Source organism: Citrobacter sp. CK206 (assembly GCF_030333125.1).
In the GTDB taxonomy this organism is placed as follows: domain Bacteria; phylum Pseudomonadota; class Gammaproteobacteria; order Enterobacterales; family Enterobacteriaceae; genus Citrobacter_B; species Citrobacter_B koseri.
The window spans coordinates 79,970-101,772 of record NZ_JAOWGM010000005.1 but is presented as its reverse complement, the minus strand read 5'-3'; the positions used below and the strand labels follow the sequence as shown (position 1 = coordinate 101,772).

The following is a 21,803-nucleotide window of genomic DNA, read 5'->3' as shown; positions in this document are numbered from 1 at the left end:
TTCCTCACTTAATTCATCTCAAACTCTAAATCCAGGTCGTCTTCTTTCTCATCAACCTGAGACACTTTCTTACGCGCCAGACTTTTCAGCACGTTAACGCAGATTGCCGTCACTACCGCCCCGACAGCGACTGCCGCGATATAACCCAGCTTGCCTTCCACAACCGGCAGAACAATCAGCCCACCCCAGCCGGCATAACACTGCGCGCCAAACAGCGCAGCCGTTACTGCACCACAGGCAGAGCCAACCATAATGGATGGGATCACGCGCAACGGATCGGCGGCGGCGAAAGGAATCGCGCCTTCCGTCACCCCAACGCAGCCCATTACCAGCGCGGCTTTACCGGCTTCACGTTCTTCAGAAGAGAAGTTTTTACGACCAACCAGCGTTGCCAGGCCCAGACCCAGCGGCGGAACGCAGATACCCACCGCAGCAATCGCCACCACGCTGTATACGCCCTGCGCCACGCAAATCAGCATGAAGGCGTAGGCCACTTTATTAATCGGGCCGCCCATATCGAAGGCCAGCATCAGCCCCATGATGACCGCCAGCAGCACGATGCTGCCCTGCTGCATTCCTTGCAGCCATTGGGTCAGGCTGGTGGTTAACGCGCCAACCGGTTCGCCCAGCCCCCACATCATGATGCCTGCGGTAATGAAGGTGCCGACGATAGGGATAACGAAGATAGGCATCACCGAGCGCAATACCTTATGCACCGGGATTTTCTTCAGATAATGCACGACGATACCGCCGATAATCCCGGCAATGAGCGCGCCAAAGAACCCGGCGCCAAAGCTGTTGCCCACCCAGGCGCCGATCGCGCAAGGCGCCAGCGCGGAACGTTCAGCAATGGAGTAACCGATATAGGCGGCAAGAAAAGGCACCATCAGCGTCAGTCCTGCGACGCCAATATCAAAAAGCTTCTTGAGATTAGGATCGGTCGCGGCATCGGGAACAGCGCCTTTGCCATACAGCATGACGGAAACCGCCAGCAAGATCCCACCCGCTACGACGAAGGGGATCATATGCGAAACACCGGTCATCAGATGTTGACGGGTGTTTTTCAGGATCTGCACCAACTCTTTCATAAGTCGCTCCCGGGCCACTTCAGGCCCCTATCCATAACGTTGTTGTGGCAAACAATAGGCAATCCAACGCGGCGCAGACAGTGGATAAAAAGGCCATTTACTGGATTTTTGTAATATCAGTCAAAAAATGCGATCCGCCTCATAACTTATTAAACCTCAGGAATAAGATGCCGTACTTCGACTTGTGAAGTGTCTCGCAATTTGACGTGTATGTTACATTTGTCCAGCGTTTGGCAGTTTTGTCACATGGCACTATGCGGCAACGCCCTTTTATCCTGTAGCCAGAAAATCGTTATGGGAGAAAGGCAATGGCCCTGATTGTGGAATTTACCTGTGAGCTGCCCAATGGCGTACACGCCCGCCCGGCAAGCCACGTTGAGACGCTGTGCAACACCTTTACCTCACACATTGAGTGGCATAACCTGCGCACCGACCGTAAAGGCAACGCCAAAAGCGCGCTGGCGCTGATTGGCACCGACACGCTGGCAGGCGACGCCTGTCAGTTATTGATTTCGGGTACGGACGAACAGGATGCCCACCAGCGCCTGAGCCAATGGCTGCGCGATGAATTCCCCCTTTGCGATGCGCCTCTGGCGGAGATCAAAAACAGTGAGCTGGAGCCGCTTCCGGCGTCGCTGACAAACCTGAACCCGCTGTTTTTTCGCGCCCGCGCCGTCTGCACCGGCAGCGCGGGCGGCGTTCTGACGCAGCTCTCCTCGCTGGATCTCAATACGCTCGGCGAACTTCCTGCTGCCAGTGATATAGAGACCGAGCAATCTGCGCTGGATAACGGCTTAACGCTGCTGATAAAGAATATTGCGTTCCGCCAGCTCGACAGCGACGGCGCCACCAGCGCGATTCTGGAAGCCCACCGTTCGCTGGCAGGCGACACCTCCCTGCGCCAACATTTGCTGGCAGGCGTTGCGCGCGGTTTAAGCTGTGCGCAGGCGATAGTCGAAAGCGCCGGACACTTTTGTGATGAGTTTGCCCGTTCCAGCAGCCGCTATTTACAGGAACGCGCGCTGGACGTACGCGACGTCTGCTTCCAGCTCCTGCAACAAATTTATGGCGAACAACGCTTCCCGGCGCCAGGCAAACTGACCCAACCCACCGTCTGTATGGCCGATGAACTCACCCCAAGCCAGTTCCTCGAACTGGACAAAACGTTCCTCAAAGGCTTGTTGTTAAAAAGCGGCGGTACGACTTCGCACACGGTTATTCTTGCCCGCTCATTCAACATTCCCACGCTGGTTGGCGTGGATATTGAGGCGCTAACGCCGTGGCTGCACCAGACGGTCTATATCGACGGCAACGCCGGTGCGATTGTCGTTGCGCCAGATGAACCCGTCACCCGTTACTACCAACAGGAAGCCCGTGTGCAGGACGCTTTACGCGAGCAACAGCGTATCTGGCTGACCCAACAAGCGCGCACTGCCGACGGTATCCGTATGGAAGTGGCCGCCAACATTGCGCATTCCGTCGAAGCGCAAGCGGCATTCGGCAACGGCGCGGAAGCGGTTGGTCTGTTCCGTACAGAAATGCTGTATATGGACAGAACCAGCGCACCTTGCGAGAACGAGCTGTACAACATTTTTTGCCAGGCGCTGGAGTCCGCACAGGGCCGTAGCATTATTGTGCGCACGATGGATATCGGCGGTGACAAGCCCGTTGATTATCTGAACATTCCTGCGGAAGCCAACCCGTTCCTCGGCTATCGCGCCGTACGTATTTATGAAGAGTACGCCACGCTGTTTACCACGCAGTTGCGATCGATCCTCCGCGCTTCCGCACACGGCAGCCTGAAAATCATGATCCCGATGATCTCCTCAATGGAAGAGATCCTGTGGGTCAAAGAGAAGCTGGCGGAGGCTAAACAGCAGTTACGCAACGAGCACGTCCCGTTTGATGAGAAGATCCCCCTCGGCATCATGCTGGAAGTGCCATCGGTGATGTTCATCATCGACCAGTGCTGTGAAGAAATTGATTTCTTCAGTATTGGCAGCAATGACCTGACGCAATATCTGCTGGCGGTCGATCGCGACAACGCCAAAGTCACCCGTCACTACAACAGCCTGAACCCGGCCTTCCTGCGCGCGCTGGATTTCGCCGTACAGGCGGTACATCGTCAGGGGAAATGGATTGGCCTGTGCGGTGAACTCGGCGCGAAAGGGTCAGTGTTGCCGCTGCTGGTCGGACTGGGGCTGGACGAGATCAGCATGAGCGCGCCGTCAATTCCTGCCGCTAAAGCGCGGATGGCGCAGCTCGACAGTCGTGCCTGCCGCCAGTTGCTGAATCAGGCGATGGCCTGTCGCACCTCGCTGGAAGTGGAGCATCTGCTGGCGCAATTCCGCATGACCCAGCAGGACGCGCCGCTGGTCACCGCCCAGTGCATCACGCTTGATAGCGACTGGCGCAGCAAAGAAGAGGTGATCAAGGGGATGACCGACAACCTGCTGCTGGCAAGCCGCTGTCGCTACCCGCGCAAGCTGGAGGCCGACCTGTGGGCGCGTGAAGCCGTGTTCTCCACCGGGTTAGGGTTTAGCTTCGCCATTCCGCACAGCAAATCTGAACACATTGAGCAGTCCACCATCAGCGTGGCGCGTCTGAAAGCGCCGGTACGCTGGGGCGATGACGATGCGCAGTTCATCATCATGCTGACACTCAACAAACACGCCGCAGGCGACCAGCATATGCGCATTTTCTCACGCCTGGCCCGCCGCATTATGCACGAAGAATTCCGCAACGCGCTGGTCAACGCCGCATCTGCCGAGGCAATTGCCAGCCTGTTGCAACATGAACTTGAACTCTAAGAGGGAGCAAAATGGAACTCTATCTGGATACCGCGAACGTCGCGGAAGTCGAACGTCTGGCGCGCATCTTCCCTGTTGCTGGCGTCACCACCAACCCAAGCATTGTGGCGGCGAGTAAAGAATCCATCTGGGATGTACTGCCTCGCCTGCAAAAAGCCATCGGCGAAGAGGGAACGCTATTTGCCCAGACGATGAGCCGCGATGCGCAAGGAATGGTGGAAGAAGCCAAACGCCTGAGCAATGCCATTCCTGGTATTGTGGTGAAGATTCCGGTCACTGCCGAAGGTCTGGCGGCGATCAAACAGCTCAAAAAAGAAGGTATTACGACGCTGGGAACGGCTGTCTACAGCGCAGCGCAGGGCTTGCTGGCGGCGCTGGCAGGCGCAAAATACGTCGCCCCGTATGTCAATCGGGTTGATGCCCAGGGCGGCGACGGCATCCGTATGGTGCAGGAACTGCAAACCTTGCTGGAGATGCATGCGCCGGGCAGCATGGTACTGGCCGCCAGCTTTAAAACGCCGCGTCAGGCGCTGGATTGCTTACTCGCAGGATGCGAAGCAATCACCCTTCCTTTAGATGTAGCTCAACAAATGCTCAATACCCCTGCGGTAGAGTCAGCTATAGGGAAGTTTGAGCAAGACTGGAATAACGCATTTGGCCACATCAACCTGTGAGGGAAATAAAGTATGGACCACATTATTCAATCTCCTGGTAAATACATCCAGGGTGCAGATGTCATCACACGTCTTGGAGAATATCTCAAACCCCTGGCCGAACGCTGGCTGGTGGTCGGAGACAAGTTTGTCTTAAATTTTGCCCAGTCCGCGCTGGAGAAAAGTTTCCAGGATGCCGGACTGGCTCTGGAAATCGCGCCATTTGGCGGCGAATGTTCGCAAAATGAAATCGATCGTCTGCGTATCGTCGCAGATAAAGCGCAGTGCGGCGCCGTTCTCGGCATCGGCGGCGGCAAAACGCTGGATACCGCGAAAGCGCTGGCCCACTTTATGGATGTCCCGGTCGCTATCGCGCCGACCATCGCCTCTACCGATGCCCCCTGTAGCGCGCTTTCCGTGATCTACACCGATGCAGGCGAGTTTGAACGCTATCTGATGCTGCCGCGTAACCCGAATATGGTGATTGTTGATACCAAAATTGTCGCGGGCGCGCCCGCACGTCTGCTGGCTGCCGGTATCGGCGATGCGCTGGCGACCTGGTTTGAAGCGCGCGCCTGTTCACGCAGCGGCGCGACCACGATGGCGGGCGGCAAGTGTACACAGGCGGCGCTCGCGCTGGCGGAGTTGTGCTATAACACGCTGATCGAAGAGGGTGAGAAGGCCATGCTGGCGGCTGAGCAGCATGTCGTCACGCCGGCGCTGGAACGCGTGATTGAAGCCAACACTTACCTGAGCGGCGTCGGTTTTGAAAGCGGCGGTCTGGCGGCGGCGCATGCCATACATAACGGCCTGACGGCGATTCCAGACGCGCATCACTACTATCACGGTGAGAAAGTGGCGTTCGGCACGCTGACGCAACTGGTACTGGAAAACGCGCCGGTTGAAGAGATCGAAACCGCTGCGGCGTTGTGCCATTCCGTTGGCCTGCCGATCACGCTGGCGCAACTGGATATTAAGCAGGACATTCCGGCGAAGATGCGCACGGTGGCGGAAGCCTCCTGCGCGGAAGGCGAAACCATTCACAACATGCCTGGCGGCGCCACGCCGGATCAGGTTTACGCCGCCCTGCTGGTTGCCGACCAGTACGGTCAGCGTTTCCTGCAAGAGTGGGAATAACGGTCAGGAGAGACAAAAAGCCCGCAGATCGTGCGGGCTTTTTTTATTTGCCGGATGGCGCTGGCGCTCATCCGGCCTACACATTTTACTGAGATGGCTTACAGCAGATCGAAACGATCCAGGTTCATCACTTTCACCCATGCCGCGACGAAATCCTTCACGAATTTCTCACGCGCATCGCTGCTGGCGTAAACTTCCGCCAGGGCACGCAGTACCGAGTTAGAACCGAATACCAGGTCTGCGCGGGTCGCCGTGAATTTCACCTCACCACTCAGGCGATCGCGGCCTTCGAACAGCTCTTTCGATTCGTCCGCCGCTTTCCACTCGTTACGCATATCCAGCAGATTCACAAAGAAATCATTGCTGAGTACGCCCGGACGGTCGGTAAACACGCCATTCTGGCTGCCATCAAAGTTAGCGCCCAGAACGCGCATCCCACCCACCAGCGCCGTCATCTCCGGCGCGGTCAGCGTCAGTTGCTGCGCTTTATCAATCAGCAGTGACTCGGTGGTCGACACATCAAGCCGTGCGCGATAGTTACGGAAGCCGTCTGCGATCGGTTCGAGAAGCTCAAACATCTCGATATCCGTCTGATCCTGACGTGCATCCACACGGCCCGGCGCGAACGGCACGCTGATGCTGACGCCCGCCGCACTTGCTGCCTGCTCCACACCGACAACGCCCGCAAGGACGATGATATCGGCCAGAGACGCCTTCCCGGACGATTTCTGAATCTCTTCCAGAACCGGCAGAACGCGCGCCGCAGCGGCGTTCACATCCCAGTCTCGCTGCGGCGCTAAAGCCAGGCGAGCGCCGTTAGCGCCGCCACGTTTATCGCCGCCACGGAAGGTTGACGCAGATGCCCATGCAACCGACACCAGTTCGCTGACGGAAAGCCCGGACGCGGCAATCGCGGCCTTCAGGTTGACGATGTCTTCCTGGCTCGGATTAAATACCGGCTGCGGCAGCGGGTCCTGCCAAATCAGATCTTCTTTCGGTACTTCCGGTCCGATATAGCGCGCTTTTGGCCCCATATCCCTGTGCGTCAGTTTGAACCATGCGCGGGCGAATGCTTCGTTAAACGCCTGCGGATCGTTGAGGAAACGGCGGGAAATTTTCTCGAATTCTGGATCGAAACGCAGCGTCAGGTCAGTCACCAGCATGGTGGGTTTACGTTTCTTCGACGGATCGAACGGATCGGGAATGATTTCTGGCGCATCAACCGCTTCGAACTGGATCGCGCCCGCCGGGCTGCGCGTCTGCACCCACTCGTATTTGAACAGGTTTTCGAAGAAGTAATTACTCCACTGGGTCGGCGTCTGCGACCAGACCACTTCCAGGCCCGAGGTAATCGCATCGCCGCCTGCGCCGCTGCCGTAGTCACTGCTCCAGCCCAGCCCCTGCAATTCAATCGGCGCGGCTTCTGGATCAACGCCAACATGGGACGCCGCCGCCGCACCGTGGGTTTTACCCAGCGTGTGACCGCCGCCAATCAGCGCCACGGTTTCTTCATCGTTCATGCCCATATTGCCGAACGTCGCGCGGATAGCCGCAGCGGCGGAAAGCGGTTCACCGCTGTGATCCGGCCCTTCCGGGTTAACGTAGATAAGCCCCATTTCGGTGGCGCCTAACGGCGCTTTCGCCAGCGCTTCGGGATGACGGTGCGTCAGCCAGGCTTTCTCATCCCCCCAGTTCACATCAAGATCCGGTTCCCACACATCTTCACGCCCGGCGCCAAAACCGAACGTACGGAAACCGGAGTTCTCCAGCGCTACGTTACCCGCCAGAATAAACAGGTCGGCCCAGGAGATTTTCTGGCCATATTTCTGCTTGATAGGCCACAGCAGACGACGCGCCTTATCCAGGCTGACGTTGTCCGGCCAGGAGTTCAGCGGTGCAAAACGCTGCTGCCCGCGTCCGGCGCCGCCGCGCCCGTCGACGGAACGATAAGTGCCCGCGCCATGCCATGCCATACGAATAAACAGACCGGCATAGCTGCCCCAGTCCGCAGGCCACCACGGCTGAGAATCGGACAGGAGAGCTTTAAGATCCCCTTTCAGGGCGGAATAGTCGAGTTTGCTAAATTCTTTGCGGTAGTCGAAGTCCTCACCCAGCGGGTTCGAACGGTTGGAGTGCTGATTCAAAAGATCTACACGGAGTTGGTTAGGCCACCAGTCGTGGCTGCTGGTGCCAGCACCCGCGCTACGGTCGTGGCTGCCCTGATGGAAAGGGCACTTCCCGGTAGACAATGAATTATGGGTATCGTCAGACATGCTCATCTATATGCTCCCTCTACAGTGTTATCGTTACGATATACATCACCAACGATAAGATATAGTTGAAATAACCCACAGATTCGATAGCTAATATCTTTTAAATTTATGTATCAGGCGTCAGATCAAAATGTGCATAAAAAAGCCCTCCGAAGAGGGCTAATCATGTTACAGGCCGGGCCGCACACCCAACGTGTGGCAAATGGCGTAACTCATTTCAGCGCGGTTCAGGGTGTAGAAGTGGAAATCTTTCACGCCTTCACGGCTTAAGATCTTCACCATGTCCATCGCGATATTCGCCCCGACCAGCTTGCGGGTTTCCGCATCGTCATCCAGGCCGTCAAACATCTGTGACATCCACGCCGGAATGCGCACGTTAGTCATATCAGCGAATTTCTTCGCCTGCTTAAAGTTGGAGACCGGCAGAATGCCCGGAATAATTTCGACATCAATACCCGCAGAGACGCAGCGATCGCGAAAACGCAGGTAGCTTTCCACATCGAAGAAAAACTGGGTAATTGCGCGGTTAGCGCCAGCATCGACTTTGCGTTTCAGGTTGAGCAGATCCGCCTGCGCGCTTTTCGCTTCCGGGTGGACTTCCGGGTAAGCGGCGACGGAGATATCAAAATCGGCAACCTCTTTCAGTAAGCTGACCAGGTCAGCGGCATACATATCCGGCTTGCCGCTCCCCGGCGGCAGGTCGCCGCGCAGGGCAACAATATGACGGATACCGTTATTCCAGTAATCCTGGGCAATGGTACGCAGTTCATCGCGGGTGGCGTCAATGCAGGTCAGGTGCGGCGCGGCTTCCAGGCCCGTACGCTCTTTAATGCCTTTGATGATGCTGTGCGTACGGTCGCGTTCACCGGAGTTGGCGCCGTAGGTCACGGAGACAAACTTCGGTTTCAGGCTGCTCAGTCGATCGATAGAGTTCCACAAGGTTTGCTCCATTTCACTGGTGCGCGGCGGGAAAAACTCGAACGAAACATTAATCTGACCCTGAACTTCCGCCAGGCTCTGATTCAGGGCTTCCCGCTGGTTGGCGTGAAAAAAGCTCATACCTTACCTCATCAATCGCATGTCATTATATGTTGTGTTGTGAACATCTATCCGTTTAGACGTCTGGATGTAAAAATGACCGAAAAGTGGGATGCCGTCAACAGAAAAATCACTGTTAAAGGTGAGGAATACTCAGACAACGTGAAAAAAATTCAAATCAGTCCGAAATAATGAAGGATTGCATCGCAAGCGTATTTAACCACCGCAACCGTACAGCGTTCTCAGGCAGCATCACCAGCCCGGCACGAATACGTAATTCAGTGTCGCTAAGTGCGCGGAATATCACGCCCTGGCGCTGAATAGCGGCAAACGAGCCCGGGAGCAAACTCAGGCCATCACCGTGGGCGATTCGCGCGAGCAGCACATCATGTTCCAGCGGTTCTTCAAGGCAGGAGGGAGCGTAACCAGCGCGATGGAAAATGTGCCGGGTGTAGTCAAAAAAGGCCGGATTACGTTCCCGTTTGAACCAGAACAGCGGGCGGTGATTAAGCGCAGTTAAGGAGAGCGACGTCAGGCTCGCTTCCGGCCAGACGGAGGGTAATGCGGCAATCAACGGTTCTTGCCAGTCGAGCGGCGTGACGGTTAACCCTGTGGCCTCAAGCGGCAGCGCCACCAGCGCCGCATCCAGTTTCCCCCGACGTACCTGGCGTACCAGTTCAGGCGAACCATGACGCACAATATGCAGCCTCTCCACACGCGTATTCAGCTGCGCCTCCAGGGTGGCAAAAATCCCCTGCTCAAACGCGGTGCTCAGCCCTAAACGCAGCGATTGCGCGCCGGTTTGCGCCAGTTGATTCAGCGCAGCATACGTTTTGTCCTGCTGCGCCAGCAGCGGGCGGACGATTTCCAGCGCGCGCAGACCCTCATCCGTCAGCGTAAGTCCACGAGTATGACGGACAAAAAGCGTCACCCCCAGACGTTCTTCAAGCTGGCGAATATGGCGGCTCAGCGGCGGTTGCGACATAAACAGTCGCTGTGCCGCGCGGCTCATATTGTTCTCTTCCGCCACCACGGCAAAGTAGCGTAGCAGGCGGATATCCAGAGAGTGCAGAGGGGATGTTGTCATACCGAAAAGGTATCACGGAAACGGTATTATCCAAATCATTCCGCGCCCCCTATCCTCACGCCACATACTCCAGACAAACGAGGAATACACTATGCATTCAGAACGCTTTATTACCGGTCAGAAAATGCTGCAACAGGTGGATGGCAAGGGTGGCGATGCGGTGATCGAAAGTTTGCAAGACATTGCGCCAGATTTTGCCCGCTATCTGATCGAATTTCCGTTTGGCGATATCTATTCCCGGCCAGGGCTGGATTTACGCAGTCGGGAAATCGCAACCGTCGCCACGTTAACCGCGCTGGGCAACGCCACGCCGCAGTTGAAGGTACATATTGCCGCCGCGCGACATGTGGGGTTAACGCAGGAGGAAATTATCGAAGTGATAATGCAGATGGCGGTTTATGCCGGTTTTCCGGCTGCGCTGAACGGTCTGTTCGCCGCAAAAGAGGTGTTTGCGACTCGGTGAAGCGCCGGGTGGCGGCGTTGCCTTATCCGACCTACATGTTCCGTAGGCCGGATAAGCGCAGCGCCATCCGGCAACAAACACTACAGCAGCTGCGCCAGGCGGTTGATATCCGACTGAATCGCCCCGGCGGTGACGTCACGACCGGCCCCCGGCCCGCGGATCACCAGCGGATTGTCGCGATACCAGCGGCTTTCGATGGCAAAGACGTTATCGCACGGCAGCAGCGCCGCCAGCGGATGTTCCGGGCGCACCGCTTCGACGCCAACGCGCGCTTTACCGTTGGCGTCGAAACGCGCCACGTAGCGCAGCACCAGCCCCATTTCACGAGCGGCTTCCAGACGCTGTACCATCTGCTCATTCAGCTCATCGCCATTTTCAAAGAAGTGATCGACAGACCCCTCTTCGCAGTGTGCGGGCACCAGCGATTCAACGCGCACCTGGTCCGGCTCGATGTCATAACCCGCTTCACGCGCCAGAATCACCAGCTTGCGCATCACATCTTTACCAGAAAGGTCAACGCGCGGGTCCGGCTCGGTCAGCCCCTGCTGCCAGGCCTGATCCACCAGATCGGTAAACGGTATGGAACCGTCAAATTGCAGGAACAGCCACGACAGCGTGCCGGAGAAGATCCCGCTGATCGACAGAATGGCATCGCCGCTATCAATCAGATCGCGCACCGTATAGTTGATCGGCAGGCCCGCGCCGACGGTCGCGTTATACAGCCAGTGACGCCCGGTTTTTTCGAACGCGTCGTGGATCTGGCGATATTTATCGCTGGTGCTCGCCCCCGCCAGTTTATTGGCGCTGATAACGTGGAAGCCGTGGCTGGCGAAATCAAGATACTGATCGGCCAGTTGCTCGCTGGCGGTGACATCCAGCACCACCAGATCGTCATACGGGTGAGCGCGCATCCACAGGAACAGCGACTCTTCATCCTGCTCAATCGCTTCGTCGTTGAAGAACGCCAGCGCACGGCTGGCATCCAGCCCTTCGTAGTTCAGCAGGCTGCGACGGCTATCCACCACGCCCGCCAGGACAAATTCAAACCCGGTACGCGCGGAGAGCGTGCTCTGCTCGCGGGCAAACAGTTCCAGCCAGCGGGAACCGATGTTGCCTTTGCCGAACAGCACCAGGCCGATGCGCTTTTCCGCGCGGAAAATAGACTGGTGCAGCCCCTGAATCAGGCTTTCGGTCGGGCCGGTGCGCAGTACGGCCACCAGGCTGATCCCCTCTTCCGACTGCCAGGTAAATTCAACCGGCTGGCCTTTCAGCTGTTGCCAGAAGCGGTGGCAGTGCAGCGGGTTACGGGTGACGCCAGCGCCAACCATAGCGACCAGCGCCAGCCCCTGACGCAGGCGCAATTCGCCCGGCAGACCCGCTTCATCAAGAATTTTTAATGCGCTATCAGCGACTTCAGAGGTGTAGCAGAATTGCAGCAGATGGCGATCGTTATGCACGCCAACCGCCAGCGGACGCACCTGCGCCCGTTTCAGAATCTGGTCGACGTCTCTCCAGGCCAGTTTAAAGTCCTGGCTGGCGGGCACCTGAAACTCAATCAGGCAAACGTCATCATGACTGGTGACGATACGCGCCCCGGTGCCGGACGCCAACACGCGTTCAATGCGCGTGGACCCCTGATCCGGCGTGTAGCTACAGCGCAACTGCAAATCGATATCGCTGCCGGAAACCGGCTGTAGGGTACGGGCATGCAGAACCGGCGCGGCCAGACGCGCCAGCTCGCTGGCTTCATCCAGACGCAACAGCGGCAGCAGGCAGGCATCTTTCACTTTACGCGGGTCGGCGCTGTAAACCCCGGCCACATCGCTCCAGATGGTGACGCGGGAAACACCCGCCAGCGCGCCAATTTGCGTGGCGGAATAGTCAGAACCGTTACGGCCCAGCAGCACCGTTTCGCCCGCATTGCTGCGACTGATAAAACCGGTAACGACCAGGCGCTTGCCCGGATGCTGCACCAGCAGCTGTTGCAGTAACGGGTAAGAGAGACCTTCATCTACCTGCGGCTGCGCGGCGCGTTCAGCGCGTAAAAACTCACGCGCGTCCAGCCATGCCGACGCCAGTCCTTGCTCATTCAGCACTGCGGACATCAGACGCGCAGACCAGATTTCACCATGCCCGACGACTTCGGCATAAACGGCATCGGTCACGCCGCTGTCGAGCAGCGCGGCAAGACGCTCCAGATCGCTAATGAAAGCGCTGATCAGGCCATCCGCAACGTCGGCGGGAAGCAGCCCGCTGATCAGATCGCTCTGATAGCGGCGTAACGTCTGTTGCACCTGATGCGCGGAGAGGCGGTCGGTCTGGCTTAACTTCAGCCAGCTAATCAACTGGTTGGTGGTACTACCGGCGGCGGAAACAACCATCATATCGTCAGGCTGCGAGTACTCCGCCATAATGCCTGCGACACGCAGATAACATTTCACGTCTGCCAGACTACTGCCACCAAATTTATGCAGTTGACGACCCTTCGCCCCTGCCTGCGCAATCACACTCATGTTTACCCCTTGTTTGCAGCCCGGAAGCCATTTTCCAGGTCGGCAATTAAATCTTCGCCATCTTCAATACCGGTGGAGATACGCAGCAGCGTCTCTGAAATTCCGGCGGCAGCACGCGCTTCTGGCGCCATGCCTGCATGTGTCATCGTTGCGGCGTGGGAGATCAGGCTTTCAACACCCCCTAAGGATTCCGCCAGCGTAAACAACGACAGCCCGCCCAGGAAACGACGCAGCGTCTGCTCATCGCCATCCAGTTCAAAACTCAACATTGCGCCAAAGCCTTTTTGCTGGCGCGCGGCAATCTCGTGCCCTTGATTATCCGGCAGCGACGGATGATACAGTTTTTTCACCAGCGGCTGGGTTTGCAGATAGTCCACAATGGCCTGGGCATTGCGCTGAGCCACGTCCATTCGCGGCGCCAGAGTACGCAGCCCACGTAGCAGCAGATAGCTATCAAACGCGCCGCCGGTGACACCAATATTATTGGCCCACCATGCCAGTTCGGTGACAATCTCTGGATCTTTCGCAATCACCACGCCAGCCACCACATCCGAATGGCCGTTTAAATATTTCGTGCATGAATGCAACACCAGATCGGCGCCCAACGCCAGCGGATTTTGCAGCGCAGGGCTTAAAAACGTGTTGTCCACAACGCTCACCGCGCCCGCTTCTCGCGACAGCTGGCAGATTTTCGCAATATCCACCACGCGTAACAACGGATTACTGGGGCTTTCCACCAGCACCAGCTTCGGTTTTTCCGCCAGCGCCGCTTTCAGCGCCTGCTCATCGCCTTGATCGACAAACAGCACGCGATAACAGCCCCGCTTCGCCAGGCTGTCAAACAGGCGATAGCTACCGCCGTAGCAGTCGTGCGGCGCCACCAGCAGATCGCCCGGCTTCAGGAACACGGTCGTCACCAGCAGAATGGCCGACATCCCGGTATTGGTCAGCACCGCGCCCGTACCGCCCTCCAGCTCCGCCAGCGCGCGCTGAACCACATCACGCGTCGGATTTCCACGTCGCGAATAGTCATGGGCGCGAGGTTCATTAAAACCAGTGAAGTTATAGGTGCTGGAAAGGTGAATCGGCGGGACAACGCAACCGTACTGCTCGTCGTCATTTAACCCGCTACGCACTGCGATGGTGGCCTGTTTACGCGTCATGTTGAGAAGTTCCTGGGCTGAATCGGTGAAAAGTCAGGCACCAGAGTAAACATTGTTACAATAGACGTCAATACATCTGGACATCTAAACTTCTTTGCGTATAGATTGAGCAAACTGGAAATAGCCGTTAAAATTATATGCATTAGCGCACATCTACAGACGCTTAACCCGTGTCACGATATCGCCTGTACGGTAAACTATGCGGGATTACGGCCAGGCACGACGATTCTGGCCCTTAACTAATGACGAGAAGATTAAAGGTATCTCATGGCTGAATGGAGCGGCGAATATATCAGCCCATACGCTGAGCACGGTAAGAAGAGTGAGCAAGTCAAAAAGATTACGGTTTCCATTCCTCTGAAGGTGTTAAAAATCCTCACCGATGAACGCACGCGTCGTCAGGTGAACAACCTGCGTCACGCCACCAACAGCGAACTGCTGTGTGAAGCGTTTCTGCATGCCTTTACCGGGCAACCATTGCCGAACGATGAAGACTTGCGTAAAGAGCGCAGTGATGAAATACCGGAAGAGGCCAAAATCATCATGCGTGAACTGGGGATCGACCCGGATACGTGGGAGTATTGATTTTTTTGCCGGATAGCGGCGGAAGGATTCAGTACCGCAGGTACTGATAAGCGTCAACGCCATCAGGCAAAGACAAAAAAAGCGCCTTTCGGCGCTTTTTTCTTTGACAGCAATAACTTATTTGCTGCCCGGGATGCTGAAACGCTTGTTGAAGCGGTCAACACGGCCACCGGTAGCAACATCACGCTGTTTGCCAGTGTAGAACGGGTGGCATTTACCGCACACGTCCAGGTTCAGGTCGTGACCTGCAGTAGAGCGGATTTTGATGACATTACCGCAAGAGCAGTTTGCAGTAATTTCTTCGTATTTCGGGTGAATATCTTTTTTCATGGGGAAACCTCGGTTTAAGGCCGCGTCGCTCTTCCAGCCCTAACGCCAGACACCACGCGATGTTGATAGTATAGGTCGATGATACAAATGTGTATCAAAGGCGGCGAATCATACAGAATTTGACCAGCGTATGCAAACTGATCCGCGCTCCCTCATCACAATGTGTATACTAACCCGCCAGAATTCAAGTCAGCCAGGATGATTACATGCCCGTCGCGCACGTTGCCTTGCCCGTTCCGCTACCCCGCACCTTTGACTATCTCTTGCCGGAAGGCATGACCGTCAAAGCCGGGTGTCGGGTGCGCGTGCCGTTTGGCAAACAGCAGGAACGCGTCGGGATTGTGGTGTCGGTCAGCGAGCAAAGCGAACTGCCGCTTAACGAACTGAAAGTGGTCGTTGAGGTACTGGACAGCGAGCCGGTCTTTTCACCCTCCGTCTGGCGTTTGCTGCTTTGGGCGGCGGATTACTACCACCATCCAATGGGTGACGTTCTGTTTCACGCTCTGCCGATTTTGCTGCGCCAGGGGAAACCCGCCAGCAACGCGCCGATGTGGTACTGGTTTGCCACCGAAGACGGCCACGCTATCGATCTCAATAGCCTGAAGCGTTCGCCTAAACAGCAACAGGCGCTGGCCGCGCTGCGGCAGGGGAAGATCTGGCGCGACCAGGTGGCGGATCTTGAATTTAATGACGCGGCGCTCCAGGCGCTACGTAAAAAAGGACTGTGCGAGCTGGCGAGCGAAACGCCCGGCTTTAGCGACTGGCGCACCCATTACGCCGTTTGTGGCGATCGGCTGCGTCTCAATACCGAACAGGCCACCGCCGTTGGCGCCATCCACAGCGCGTCGGACAGCTTTTCTGCCTGGCTGCTGGCGGGCGTTACGGGTTCCGGTAAAACAGAGGTCTATCTCAGCGTACTGGAAAACGTCCTCGCTCAGGGCAAACAGGCGCTGGTGATGGTGCCGGAAATTGGCCTGACGCCGCAAACCATCGCCCGCTTTCGCGAGCGCTTCAACGCCCCCGTCGAAGTTCTACACTCCGGGTTAAATGACAGCGAACGTCTCTCAGCCTGGCTGAAAGCCAAAAACGGCGAGGCGGCGATTGTCATCGGCACCCGCTCATCGTTGTTTACGCCGTTTAAAAACCTCGGCGTCATTGTGATCGACGAAGAGCATGACAGCTCCTATAAGCAGCAGGAAGGCTGGCGTTACCACGCTCGCGACCTGGCGGTATACCGCGCTCACAGCGAACAAATCCCGATTATTCTCGGCTCGGCAACACCGGCGCTGGAGACGTTATGCAACGTGCGACAAAAAAAGTACCGCATGCTGCGCCTGACGCGCCGGGCAGGCAATGCACGCCCTGCCCTCCAGCATGTGCTGGATTTAAAAGGCCAGAAGATCCAGGCCGGGCTGGCTCCCGCGCTTATCGCCCGTATGCATCAGCACCTGCTGGCAGATAACCAGGTCATTCTCTTCCTTAACCGCCGGGGATTTGCTCCTGCGCTGTTATGCCACGACTGCGGCTGGATTGCCGAATGTCCGCGCTGCGATCACTATTACACGTTGCACCAGGCGCAACACCACCTGCGCTGTCACCATTGCGACAGCCAGCGCCCGATACCGCGTCAGTGCCCTTCCTGCGGCTCCACGCATATGGTGCCGGTCGGGTTAGGGACAGAACAGCTTGAGCAGGCGTTGGCGCCCTTCTTTCCCGGCGTGCCGGTCTCGCGCATCGACCGCGACACCACCAGCCGTAAAGGCGCGCTGGAGCAGCATCTGGCGGAAGTCCATCGCGGCGGCGCGCGCATTTTGATCGGCACGCAAATGCTGGCGAAAGGGCACCATTTCCCGGACGTCACCCTGGTGGCGCTGCTGGACGTTGACGGCGCGCTGTTCTCAGCGGATTTCCGTTCGGCGGAACGTTTTGCCCAGCTTTACACTCAGGTTTCCGGCCGCGCCGGACGCGCCGGAAAACAGGGCGAGGTGGTATTGCAGACCCACCATCCAGAGCACCCTTTGCTGCAAACCTTGCTGCACAAAGGCTATGACGCTTTTGCTGAACAGGCGCTGGCCGAGCGGCAAACGCTGCAACTTCCGCCGTGGACCAGCCATGTGATTGTGCGGGCGGAAGATCATAACAACCAGCAGGCGCCGGTGTTCCTGCAACAGCTGCGTAATCTGATTCAGGCCAGCCCGCTTGCGGATGACAAGCTCTGGGTATTAGGCCCGGTGCCTGCGCTCGCGCCAAAACGCGGCGGCCGCTACCGTTGGCAAATTTTGTTGCAGCATCCGTCGCGAATTCGTCTGCAACATATCGTCAGCGGCACGCTGGCGCTCATCAATACGCTACCCGAATCCCGCAAGGTTAAATGGGTGCTGGATGTCGATCCCATTGAGGGATAACGGGTCACGATGCGAGGCGGATCGTAAAATTAAATATCCATCACACTTTTTATGAAAATTCTGTAACCGCTTCCATTAACTATCTGATAAAAATGTTTTCGATGTGAGTTAAACAAGGATAGTTCTGCGCCTGATTTCCCAGGCGAGGAGAGAGTGTGAAACCGAAGAAACAGGTTGCTGCCGCTACAATGAAAGATGTTGCTATGAAGGCGAAAGTCTCAACAGCAACCGTGTCCCGTGCGTTAATGAACCCGGATAAAGTCTCCCAGTCGACCCGTAACCGGGTTGAACAGGCGGCGATGGAGGTGGGATATTTACCGCAATCAATGGGGCGAAATAGCAAACGAAATGAATCACGCACCATCCTGGTGATCGTCCCGGATATTTGTGATCCCTTTTTCAGTGAAATCATCCGGGGCATTGAGGTTACCGCCGCAAGCCACGGATATCTGGTGTTGATTGGTGACTGCGCGCACCAGAATCAGCAAGAGAAGACCTTTATCAATTTGATCATCACCAAACAAATTGATGGCATGTTATTGCTCGGTTCACGTCTGCCGTTCGACGCCAGCATTGAAGAGCAACGGAATCTGCCGCCGATGGTGATGGCCAACGAATTCGCGCCGGAGCTGGAGCTGCCTACCGTTCATATTGATAACCTGACTGCGGCCTTTAACGCCGTAAATTATCTGCATGAACAGGGGCACCAGCGTATCGGATGCATTGCCGGGCCGGAGGAGATGCCGCTGTGCCACTACCGTCTGCAAGGCTATGTGCAGGCGCTGCGTCGCTGCGGCATTACCGTCGACCCGCATTATATCGCCCGGGGCGATTTCACCTACGAGGCGGGCGGTCACGCGCTGCAACAGCTGCTTGCGCTTCCGCAGCCTCCGACCGCCGTGTTCTGTCACAGCGACGTTATGGCGCTCGGCGCGCTCTCCTGGGCCAAGCGTCATGGTCTGAAAGTCCCTGACGATCTGTCCATCATTGGCTTTGATAACATTGCGCTGGCGGAATTTTGCGACCCGCCTCTGACGACGGTTTCACAGCCGCGCTTCGATATCGGGCGCGAAGCAATGCTGCTCTTGCTCGACCAGCTACAGGGGCAAAATGTCAGCAGCGGCTCGCGCTTGCTGGACTGCGAGTTAATTATTCGTGGTTCGACGCGAGCCTTAACTTAAACCTTTAAGACTCACCTATCTGGTCAAAAGCCCGCCGCTTAAGTAACATGGCGGGCTGACGAACGAATAAATACAGCGAAACGATAGTGGCACAACGAGATTATGTACGTCGCGGTCAACCGGCACCTTCGCGGCGCAAAAAGAGCACCTCACGGAAAAAGCAACGCAACACGCCTGCGGTTTCACCCGCAATGGTCGCTATTGCGGCGGCTGTCCTTGTGGCCTTTATCGGGGGTCTGTACTTCATTACTCATCACAAAAAAGAAGAGTCCGAAACGCTGCAAAGCCAGAAAGTGACCGGCAACGGGCTGCCGCCGAAGCCGGAAGAGCGCTGGCGCTACATTAAAGAGCTGGAAAGCCGCCAGCCGGGCGTGCGTGCGCCAACCGAGCCTTCTGCGGGCGGCGAAGTGATGAACCCGGAGCAGCTCACCAGCGAGCAGCGTCAGCTACTGGCGCAAATGCAGGCGGATATGCGCCAGCAGCCGACCCAGCTTAACGAAGTGCCGTGGAACGAACAGACGCCTGAACAGCGTCAGCAGACATTGCAGCGCCAGCGTCAGGCACAGCAGCAGTGGGCTAACACCCAGCCGGTTCAACAGCCGCGTACGCAGCCACGCGTGACGGAGCAACCGTACCAACAGCCACAGCAGCAACCGCGTACGGCGCAGACTGCGCCTGCACAGCAGCCACGCCAGACGCAGCAGCCGAAGCAGACAACATCCCAGCAGCCTTATCAGGACCTGTTGCAGACGCCTGCGCACACCACGACTTCTCAGCCTAAAACGCAGCAGGCCGCGCCGATCGCGCGTGAACCTGAAGCGCCAAAACAGACGGCAGAGAAGAAAGATGAACGTCGCTGGATGGTGCAATGCGGCTCCTTCAAAGGCGCCGAGCAAGCGGAAACCGTGCGCGCCCAGTTGGCTTTTGAAGGCTTTGACTCCAAAATCACCACCAACAACGGGTGGAATCGTGTGGTCATCGGCCCAGTCAAAGGCAAAGAGAATGCAGACAGCACCCTTAACCGCCTGAAGATGGCGGGTCACACAAACTGCATTCGACTCGCCTCCGGGGGTTGAAACCCCCAAAATCCCCCCCATTTATATTTGCATTATGCCCCGTACCGCGTGCGGGGCCTGTATTCTGTATTTGTAACCAAGGGGTCTGCTCGTGACAACAATAGTAAGCGTACGCCGTAACGGCCATGTGGTAATCGCCGGTGATGGTCAGGCCACACTGGGCAATACCGTAATGAAAGGCAACGTGAAGAAAGTTCGCCGTCTGTACAACGATAAAGTCATTGCGGGCTTTGCAGGGGGAACGGCAGACGCATTCACGCTGTTCGAACTGTTTGAGCGTAAACTGGAAATGCATCAGGGCCACCTGGTCAAAGCCGCCGTTGAACTGGCGAAAGACTGGCGTACCGACCGTATGCTACGCAAGCTCGAAGCGCTGCTGGCCGTCGCAGATGAAACCGCTTCACTGATCATCACGGGTAATGGCGATGTCATACAGCCGGAAAATGATCTGATTGCTATCGGCTCCGGTGGTCCCTACGCCCAGGCTGCGGCACGCGCACTGTTAGAAAATACCGAACTGGGCGCCCGCGAAATTGCTGAAAAGGCGTTGGATATTGCAGGCGATATCTGCATTTACACCAACCACTTCCACACCATTGAAGAATTACCGTCTAAAGCGTAAGGATCTCCCATGTCTGAAATGACCCCACGCGAAATCGTCAGCGAACTGAACAAGCACATCATTGGCCAGGACAACGCCAAGCGTTCCGTGGCGATTGCTCTGCGTAACCGCTGGCGCCGCATGCAGCTCAACGAAGAGCTGCGCCATGAAGTGACGCCAAAAAATATTCTGATGATCGGCCCGACCGGCGTAGGTAAAACCGAAATCGCGCGTCGCCTGGCAAAACTGGCCAACGCGCCGTTCATCAAAGTTGAAGCGACAAAATTCACCGAAGTCGGTTATGTGGGTAAAGAAGTGGATTCCATTATCCGCGACCTGACCGACTCCGCGATCAAGATGGTGCGCGTTCAGTCTATTGAGAAAAACCGCTACCGCGCAGAAGAAATGGCGGAAGAGCGTATTCTCGACGCGCTGATCCCTCCGGCGAAAAATAACTGGGGTCAGGCTGAGCAACAGCAAGAGCCGTCCGCCGCGCGCCAGGCATTCCGCAAAAAACTGCGTGAAGGCCAGCTCGACGATAAAGAAATTGAGATCAATCTCGCAGCCGCACCGATGGGCGTTGAAATTATGGCGCCTCCGGGAATGGAAGAGATGACCAGCCAGTTGCAGTCCATGTTCCAGAACCTGGGCGGCCAGAAACAAAAACCGCGTAAGCTGAAAATCAAAGACGCGATGAAGCTGTTGATTGAAGAAGAAGCGGCCAAACTGGTGAACCCGGAAGAGCTGAAACAGGAAGCCATCGACGCCGTTGAACAGCACGGGATCGTGTTTATCGACGAAATCGACAAAATCTGTAAACGCGGCGAATCCTCTGGCCCGGACGTTTCCCGCGAAGGCGTACAGCGCGACCTGCTGCCGCTGGTAGAAGGCTGCACCGTCTCTACCAAGCACGGTATGGTGAAAACCGACCACATCCTGTTTATCGCCTCCGGCGCGTTCCAGGTGGCGAAACCGTCTGATCTGATCCCCGAGTTGCAGGGGCGTCTGCCGATTCGCGTTGAGCTGAAAGCGCTGACGACGGAAGATTTCGAACGCATTCTCACCGAGCCGAACGCGTCCGTTACCGTTCAGTACAAAGCGCTGATGGCGACTGAAGGCGTGGACATCGAGTTTACTGAATCCGGCATCAAACGCATTGCCGAAGCGGCATGGCAGGTAAACGAAACCACCGAAAACATCGGTGCGCGTCGTCTGCATACCGTTCTGGAACGTCTGATGGAAGATATCTCCTATGACGCCAGCGATCTGAATGGTCAGAGCATAACAATTGATGCGGAATATGTGAGCAAACATCTGGATGCGCTGGTCGCAGATGAAGATCTGAGTCGTTTTATCCTATAATCGCGTTCAATGCATTTTCATCACTGTTGATGGGGCTG

General features: G+C 56.7%; 17 protein-coding genes. 10 read left to right on the top strand and 7 right to left on the bottom strand.

Annotation, left to right across the window (positions count from 1 at the left end; translation table 11 throughout):
• Positions 1-8: 8 nt before the first annotated feature.
• Positions 9-1,088, bottom strand: coding sequence for a PTS fructose transporter subunit EIIC (locus tag OGX81_RS00485; protein WP_012133843.1), 1,080 nt, complete (start codon positions 1,086-1,088; stop codon positions 9-11).
• 308 nt (positions 1,089-1,396) lie between these two features.
• Between OGX81_RS00485 and ptsP the strand changes: the two genes are divergently transcribed.
• The 3 genes from ptsP to gldA are packed head-to-tail and all read left to right on the top strand — an operon-like array spanning position 1,397 to position 5,688.
• Positions 1,397-3,898 (top strand): phosphoenolpyruvate--protein phosphotransferase, encoded by a 2,502-nt coding sequence (ptsP, locus tag OGX81_RS00480; protein ID WP_058668385.1) that lies wholly within the window; start codon positions 1,397-1,399, stop codon positions 3,896-3,898.
• 11 nt (positions 3,899-3,909) lie between these two features.
• The gene (gene fsa / locus OGX81_RS00475; protein ID WP_058668384.1) at positions 3,910-4,572 is read left to right on the top strand and encodes a fructose-6-phosphate aldolase; all 663 of its coding nucleotides are present in this window, start codon (positions 3,910-3,912) and stop codon (positions 4,570-4,572) included.
• Positions 4,573-4,584: 12 nt separating this feature from the next.
• Positions 4,585-5,688 carry a bifunctional L-1,2-propanediol dehydrogenase/glycerol dehydrogenase gene (gene gldA, locus OGX81_RS00470; RefSeq protein WP_012133847.1) on the top strand — a complete coding sequence of 368 codons (1,104 nt, stop codon included), beginning with the start codon at positions 4,585-4,587 and terminating at the stop codon, positions 5,686-5,688.
• Between the two features lie 98 nt (positions 5,689-5,786).
• On the opposite strand, the gene katG is transcribed toward gldA, so the two are convergent.
• The 3 genes from katG to OGX81_RS00455 all read right to left on the bottom strand — a co-directional run bounded on the left by katG (position 5,787) and on the right by OGX81_RS00455 (position 10,086).
• Positions 5,787-7,967: a catalase/peroxidase HPI gene (katG, locus tag OGX81_RS00465; protein ID WP_012133848.1), complete on the bottom strand. Its 2,181-nt coding sequence runs from the start codon at positions 7,965-7,967 to the stop codon at positions 5,787-5,789.
• 162 nt (positions 7,968-8,129) lie between these two features.
• Positions 8,130-9,020 (bottom strand): methylenetetrahydrofolate reductase, encoded by an 891-nt coding sequence (metF, locus tag OGX81_RS00460; protein ID WP_012133849.1) that lies wholly within the window; start codon positions 9,018-9,020, stop codon positions 8,130-8,132.
• 157 nt (positions 9,021-9,177) lie between these two features.
• Positions 9,178-10,086, bottom strand: a complete 909-nt coding sequence (locus OGX81_RS00455) for a LysR family transcriptional regulator (protein ID WP_104867931.1) — start codon at positions 10,084-10,086, stop codon at positions 9,178-9,180.
• Positions 10,087-10,177: 91 nt separating this feature from the next.
• On the opposite strand from OGX81_RS00455, the gene OGX81_RS00450 reads away from it, so the two are divergent.
• Positions 10,178-10,549: a carboxymuconolactone decarboxylase family protein gene (locus OGX81_RS00450; protein WP_104867932.1), complete on the top strand. Its 372-nt coding sequence runs from the start codon at positions 10,178-10,180 to the stop codon at positions 10,547-10,549.
• A gap of 80 nt (positions 10,550-10,629) precedes the next feature.
• On the opposite strand, the gene metL is transcribed toward OGX81_RS00450, so the two are convergent.
• Together metL and metB are read right to left on the bottom strand one after the other, a co-directional pair.
• Positions 10,630-13,062 (bottom strand): bifunctional aspartate kinase/homoserine dehydrogenase II, encoded by a 2,433-nt coding sequence (gene metL / locus OGX81_RS00445; protein ID WP_060815949.1) that lies wholly within the window; start codon positions 13,060-13,062, stop codon positions 10,630-10,632.
• Between the two features lie 2 nt (positions 13,063-13,064).
• The gene (gene metB, locus OGX81_RS00440) at positions 13,065-14,225 is read right to left on the bottom strand and encodes a cystathionine gamma-synthase (RefSeq protein ID WP_047459810.1); all 1,161 of its coding nucleotides are present in this window, start codon (positions 14,223-14,225) and stop codon (positions 13,065-13,067) included.
• 267 nt (positions 14,226-14,492) lie between these two features.
• Here metB and metJ point away from each other — a divergent pair, with 267 nt between their 5' ends.
• Entirely contained in the window at positions 14,493-14,810 is a 318-nt protein-coding gene (gene metJ / locus OGX81_RS00435; RefSeq protein WP_012133855.1) for a met regulon transcriptional regulator MetJ, read from the top strand.
• Between the two features lie 117 nt (positions 14,811-14,927).
• Here the strand turns inward: metJ and rpmE are convergent, their stop codons facing one another.
• Positions 14,928-15,140 (bottom strand): 50S ribosomal protein L31, encoded by a 213-nt coding sequence (gene rpmE, locus OGX81_RS00430; RefSeq protein WP_024130659.1) that lies wholly within the window; start codon positions 15,138-15,140, stop codon positions 14,928-14,930.
• Between the two features lie 206 nt (positions 15,141-15,346).
• Here rpmE and priA point away from each other — a divergent pair, with 206 nt between their 5' ends.
• The 5 genes from priA to hslU all read left to right on the top strand — a co-directional run bounded on the left by priA (position 15,347) and on the right by hslU (position 21,765).
• On the top strand, positions 15,347-17,545 hold the full coding sequence (gene priA / locus OGX81_RS00425) for a primosomal protein N' (RefSeq protein WP_104867933.1): 2,199 nt from the start codon (positions 15,347-15,349) through the stop codon (positions 17,543-17,545).
• Positions 17,546-17,700: 155 nt separating this feature from the next.
• The gene (cytR, locus tag OGX81_RS00420; protein ID WP_012133858.1) at positions 17,701-18,726 is read left to right on the top strand and encodes a DNA-binding transcriptional regulator CytR; all 1,026 of its coding nucleotides are present in this window, start codon (positions 17,701-17,703) and stop codon (positions 18,724-18,726) included.
• A gap of 86 nt (positions 18,727-18,812) precedes the next feature.
• Entirely contained in the window at positions 18,813-19,802 is a 990-nt protein-coding gene (gene ftsN, locus OGX81_RS00415; RefSeq protein ID WP_110123638.1) for a cell division protein FtsN, read from the top strand.
• A 91-nt stretch (positions 19,803-19,893) separates the two neighbouring features.
• Positions 19,894-20,424, top strand: a complete 531-nt coding sequence (gene hslV, locus OGX81_RS00410; RefSeq protein WP_012133860.1) for an ATP-dependent protease subunit HslV — start codon at positions 19,894-19,896, stop codon at positions 20,422-20,424.
• Positions 20,425-20,433: 9 nt separating this feature from the next.
• On the top strand, positions 20,434-21,765 hold the full coding sequence (hslU, locus tag OGX81_RS00405) for an ATP-dependent protease ATPase subunit HslU (RefSeq protein WP_012133861.1): 1,332 nt from the start codon (positions 20,434-20,436) through the stop codon (positions 21,763-21,765).
• Positions 21,766-21,803: the final 38 nt, after the last annotated feature.

Excerpts from the sequence above, each read along its gene's own strand:
- OGX81_RS00485 (WP_012133843.1), bottom strand. The coding sequence starts at position 1,088 with ATGAAAGAGTTGGTGCAGATCCTGAAAAACACCCGTCAACATCTGATG.
- ptsP (WP_058668385.1), top strand. The coding sequence starts at position 1,397 with ATGGCCCTGATTGTGGAATTTACCTGTGAGCTGCCCAATGGCGTACAC.
- fsa (WP_058668384.1), top strand. The coding sequence starts at position 3,910 with ATGGAACTCTATCTGGATACCGCGAACGTCGCGGAAGTCGAACGTCTG.
- gldA (WP_012133847.1), top strand. The coding sequence starts at position 4,585 with ATGGACCACATTATTCAATCTCCTGGTAAATACATCCAGGGTGCAGAT.
- katG (WP_012133848.1), bottom strand. The coding sequence starts at position 7,967 with ATGAGCATGTCTGACGATACCCATAATTCATTGTCTACCGGGAAGTGC.
- metF (WP_012133849.1), bottom strand. The coding sequence starts at position 9,020 with ATGAGCTTTTTTCACGCCAACCAGCGGGAAGCCCTGAATCAGAGCCTG.
- OGX81_RS00455 (WP_104867931.1), bottom strand. The coding sequence starts at position 10,086 with ATGACAACATCCCCTCTGCACTCTCTGGATATCCGCCTGCTACGCTAC.
- OGX81_RS00450 (WP_104867932.1), top strand. The coding sequence starts at position 10,178 with ATGCATTCAGAACGCTTTATTACCGGTCAGAAAATGCTGCAACAGGTG.
- metL (WP_060815949.1), bottom strand. The coding sequence starts at position 13,062 with ATGAGTGTGATTGCGCAGGCAGGGGCGAAGGGTCGTCAACTGCATAAA.
- metB (WP_047459810.1), bottom strand. The coding sequence starts at position 14,225 with ATGACGCGTAAACAGGCCACCATCGCAGTGCGTAGCGGGTTAAATGAC.
- metJ (WP_012133855.1), top strand. The coding sequence starts at position 14,493 with ATGGCTGAATGGAGCGGCGAATATATCAGCCCATACGCTGAGCACGGT.
- rpmE (WP_024130659.1), bottom strand. The coding sequence starts at position 15,140 with ATGAAAAAAGATATTCACCCGAAATACGAAGAAATTACTGCAAACTGC.
- priA (WP_104867933.1), top strand. The coding sequence starts at position 15,347 with ATGCCCGTCGCGCACGTTGCCTTGCCCGTTCCGCTACCCCGCACCTTT.
- hslU (WP_012133861.1), top strand. The coding sequence starts at position 20,434 with ATGTCTGAAATGACCCCACGCGAAATCGTCAGCGAACTGAACAAGCAC.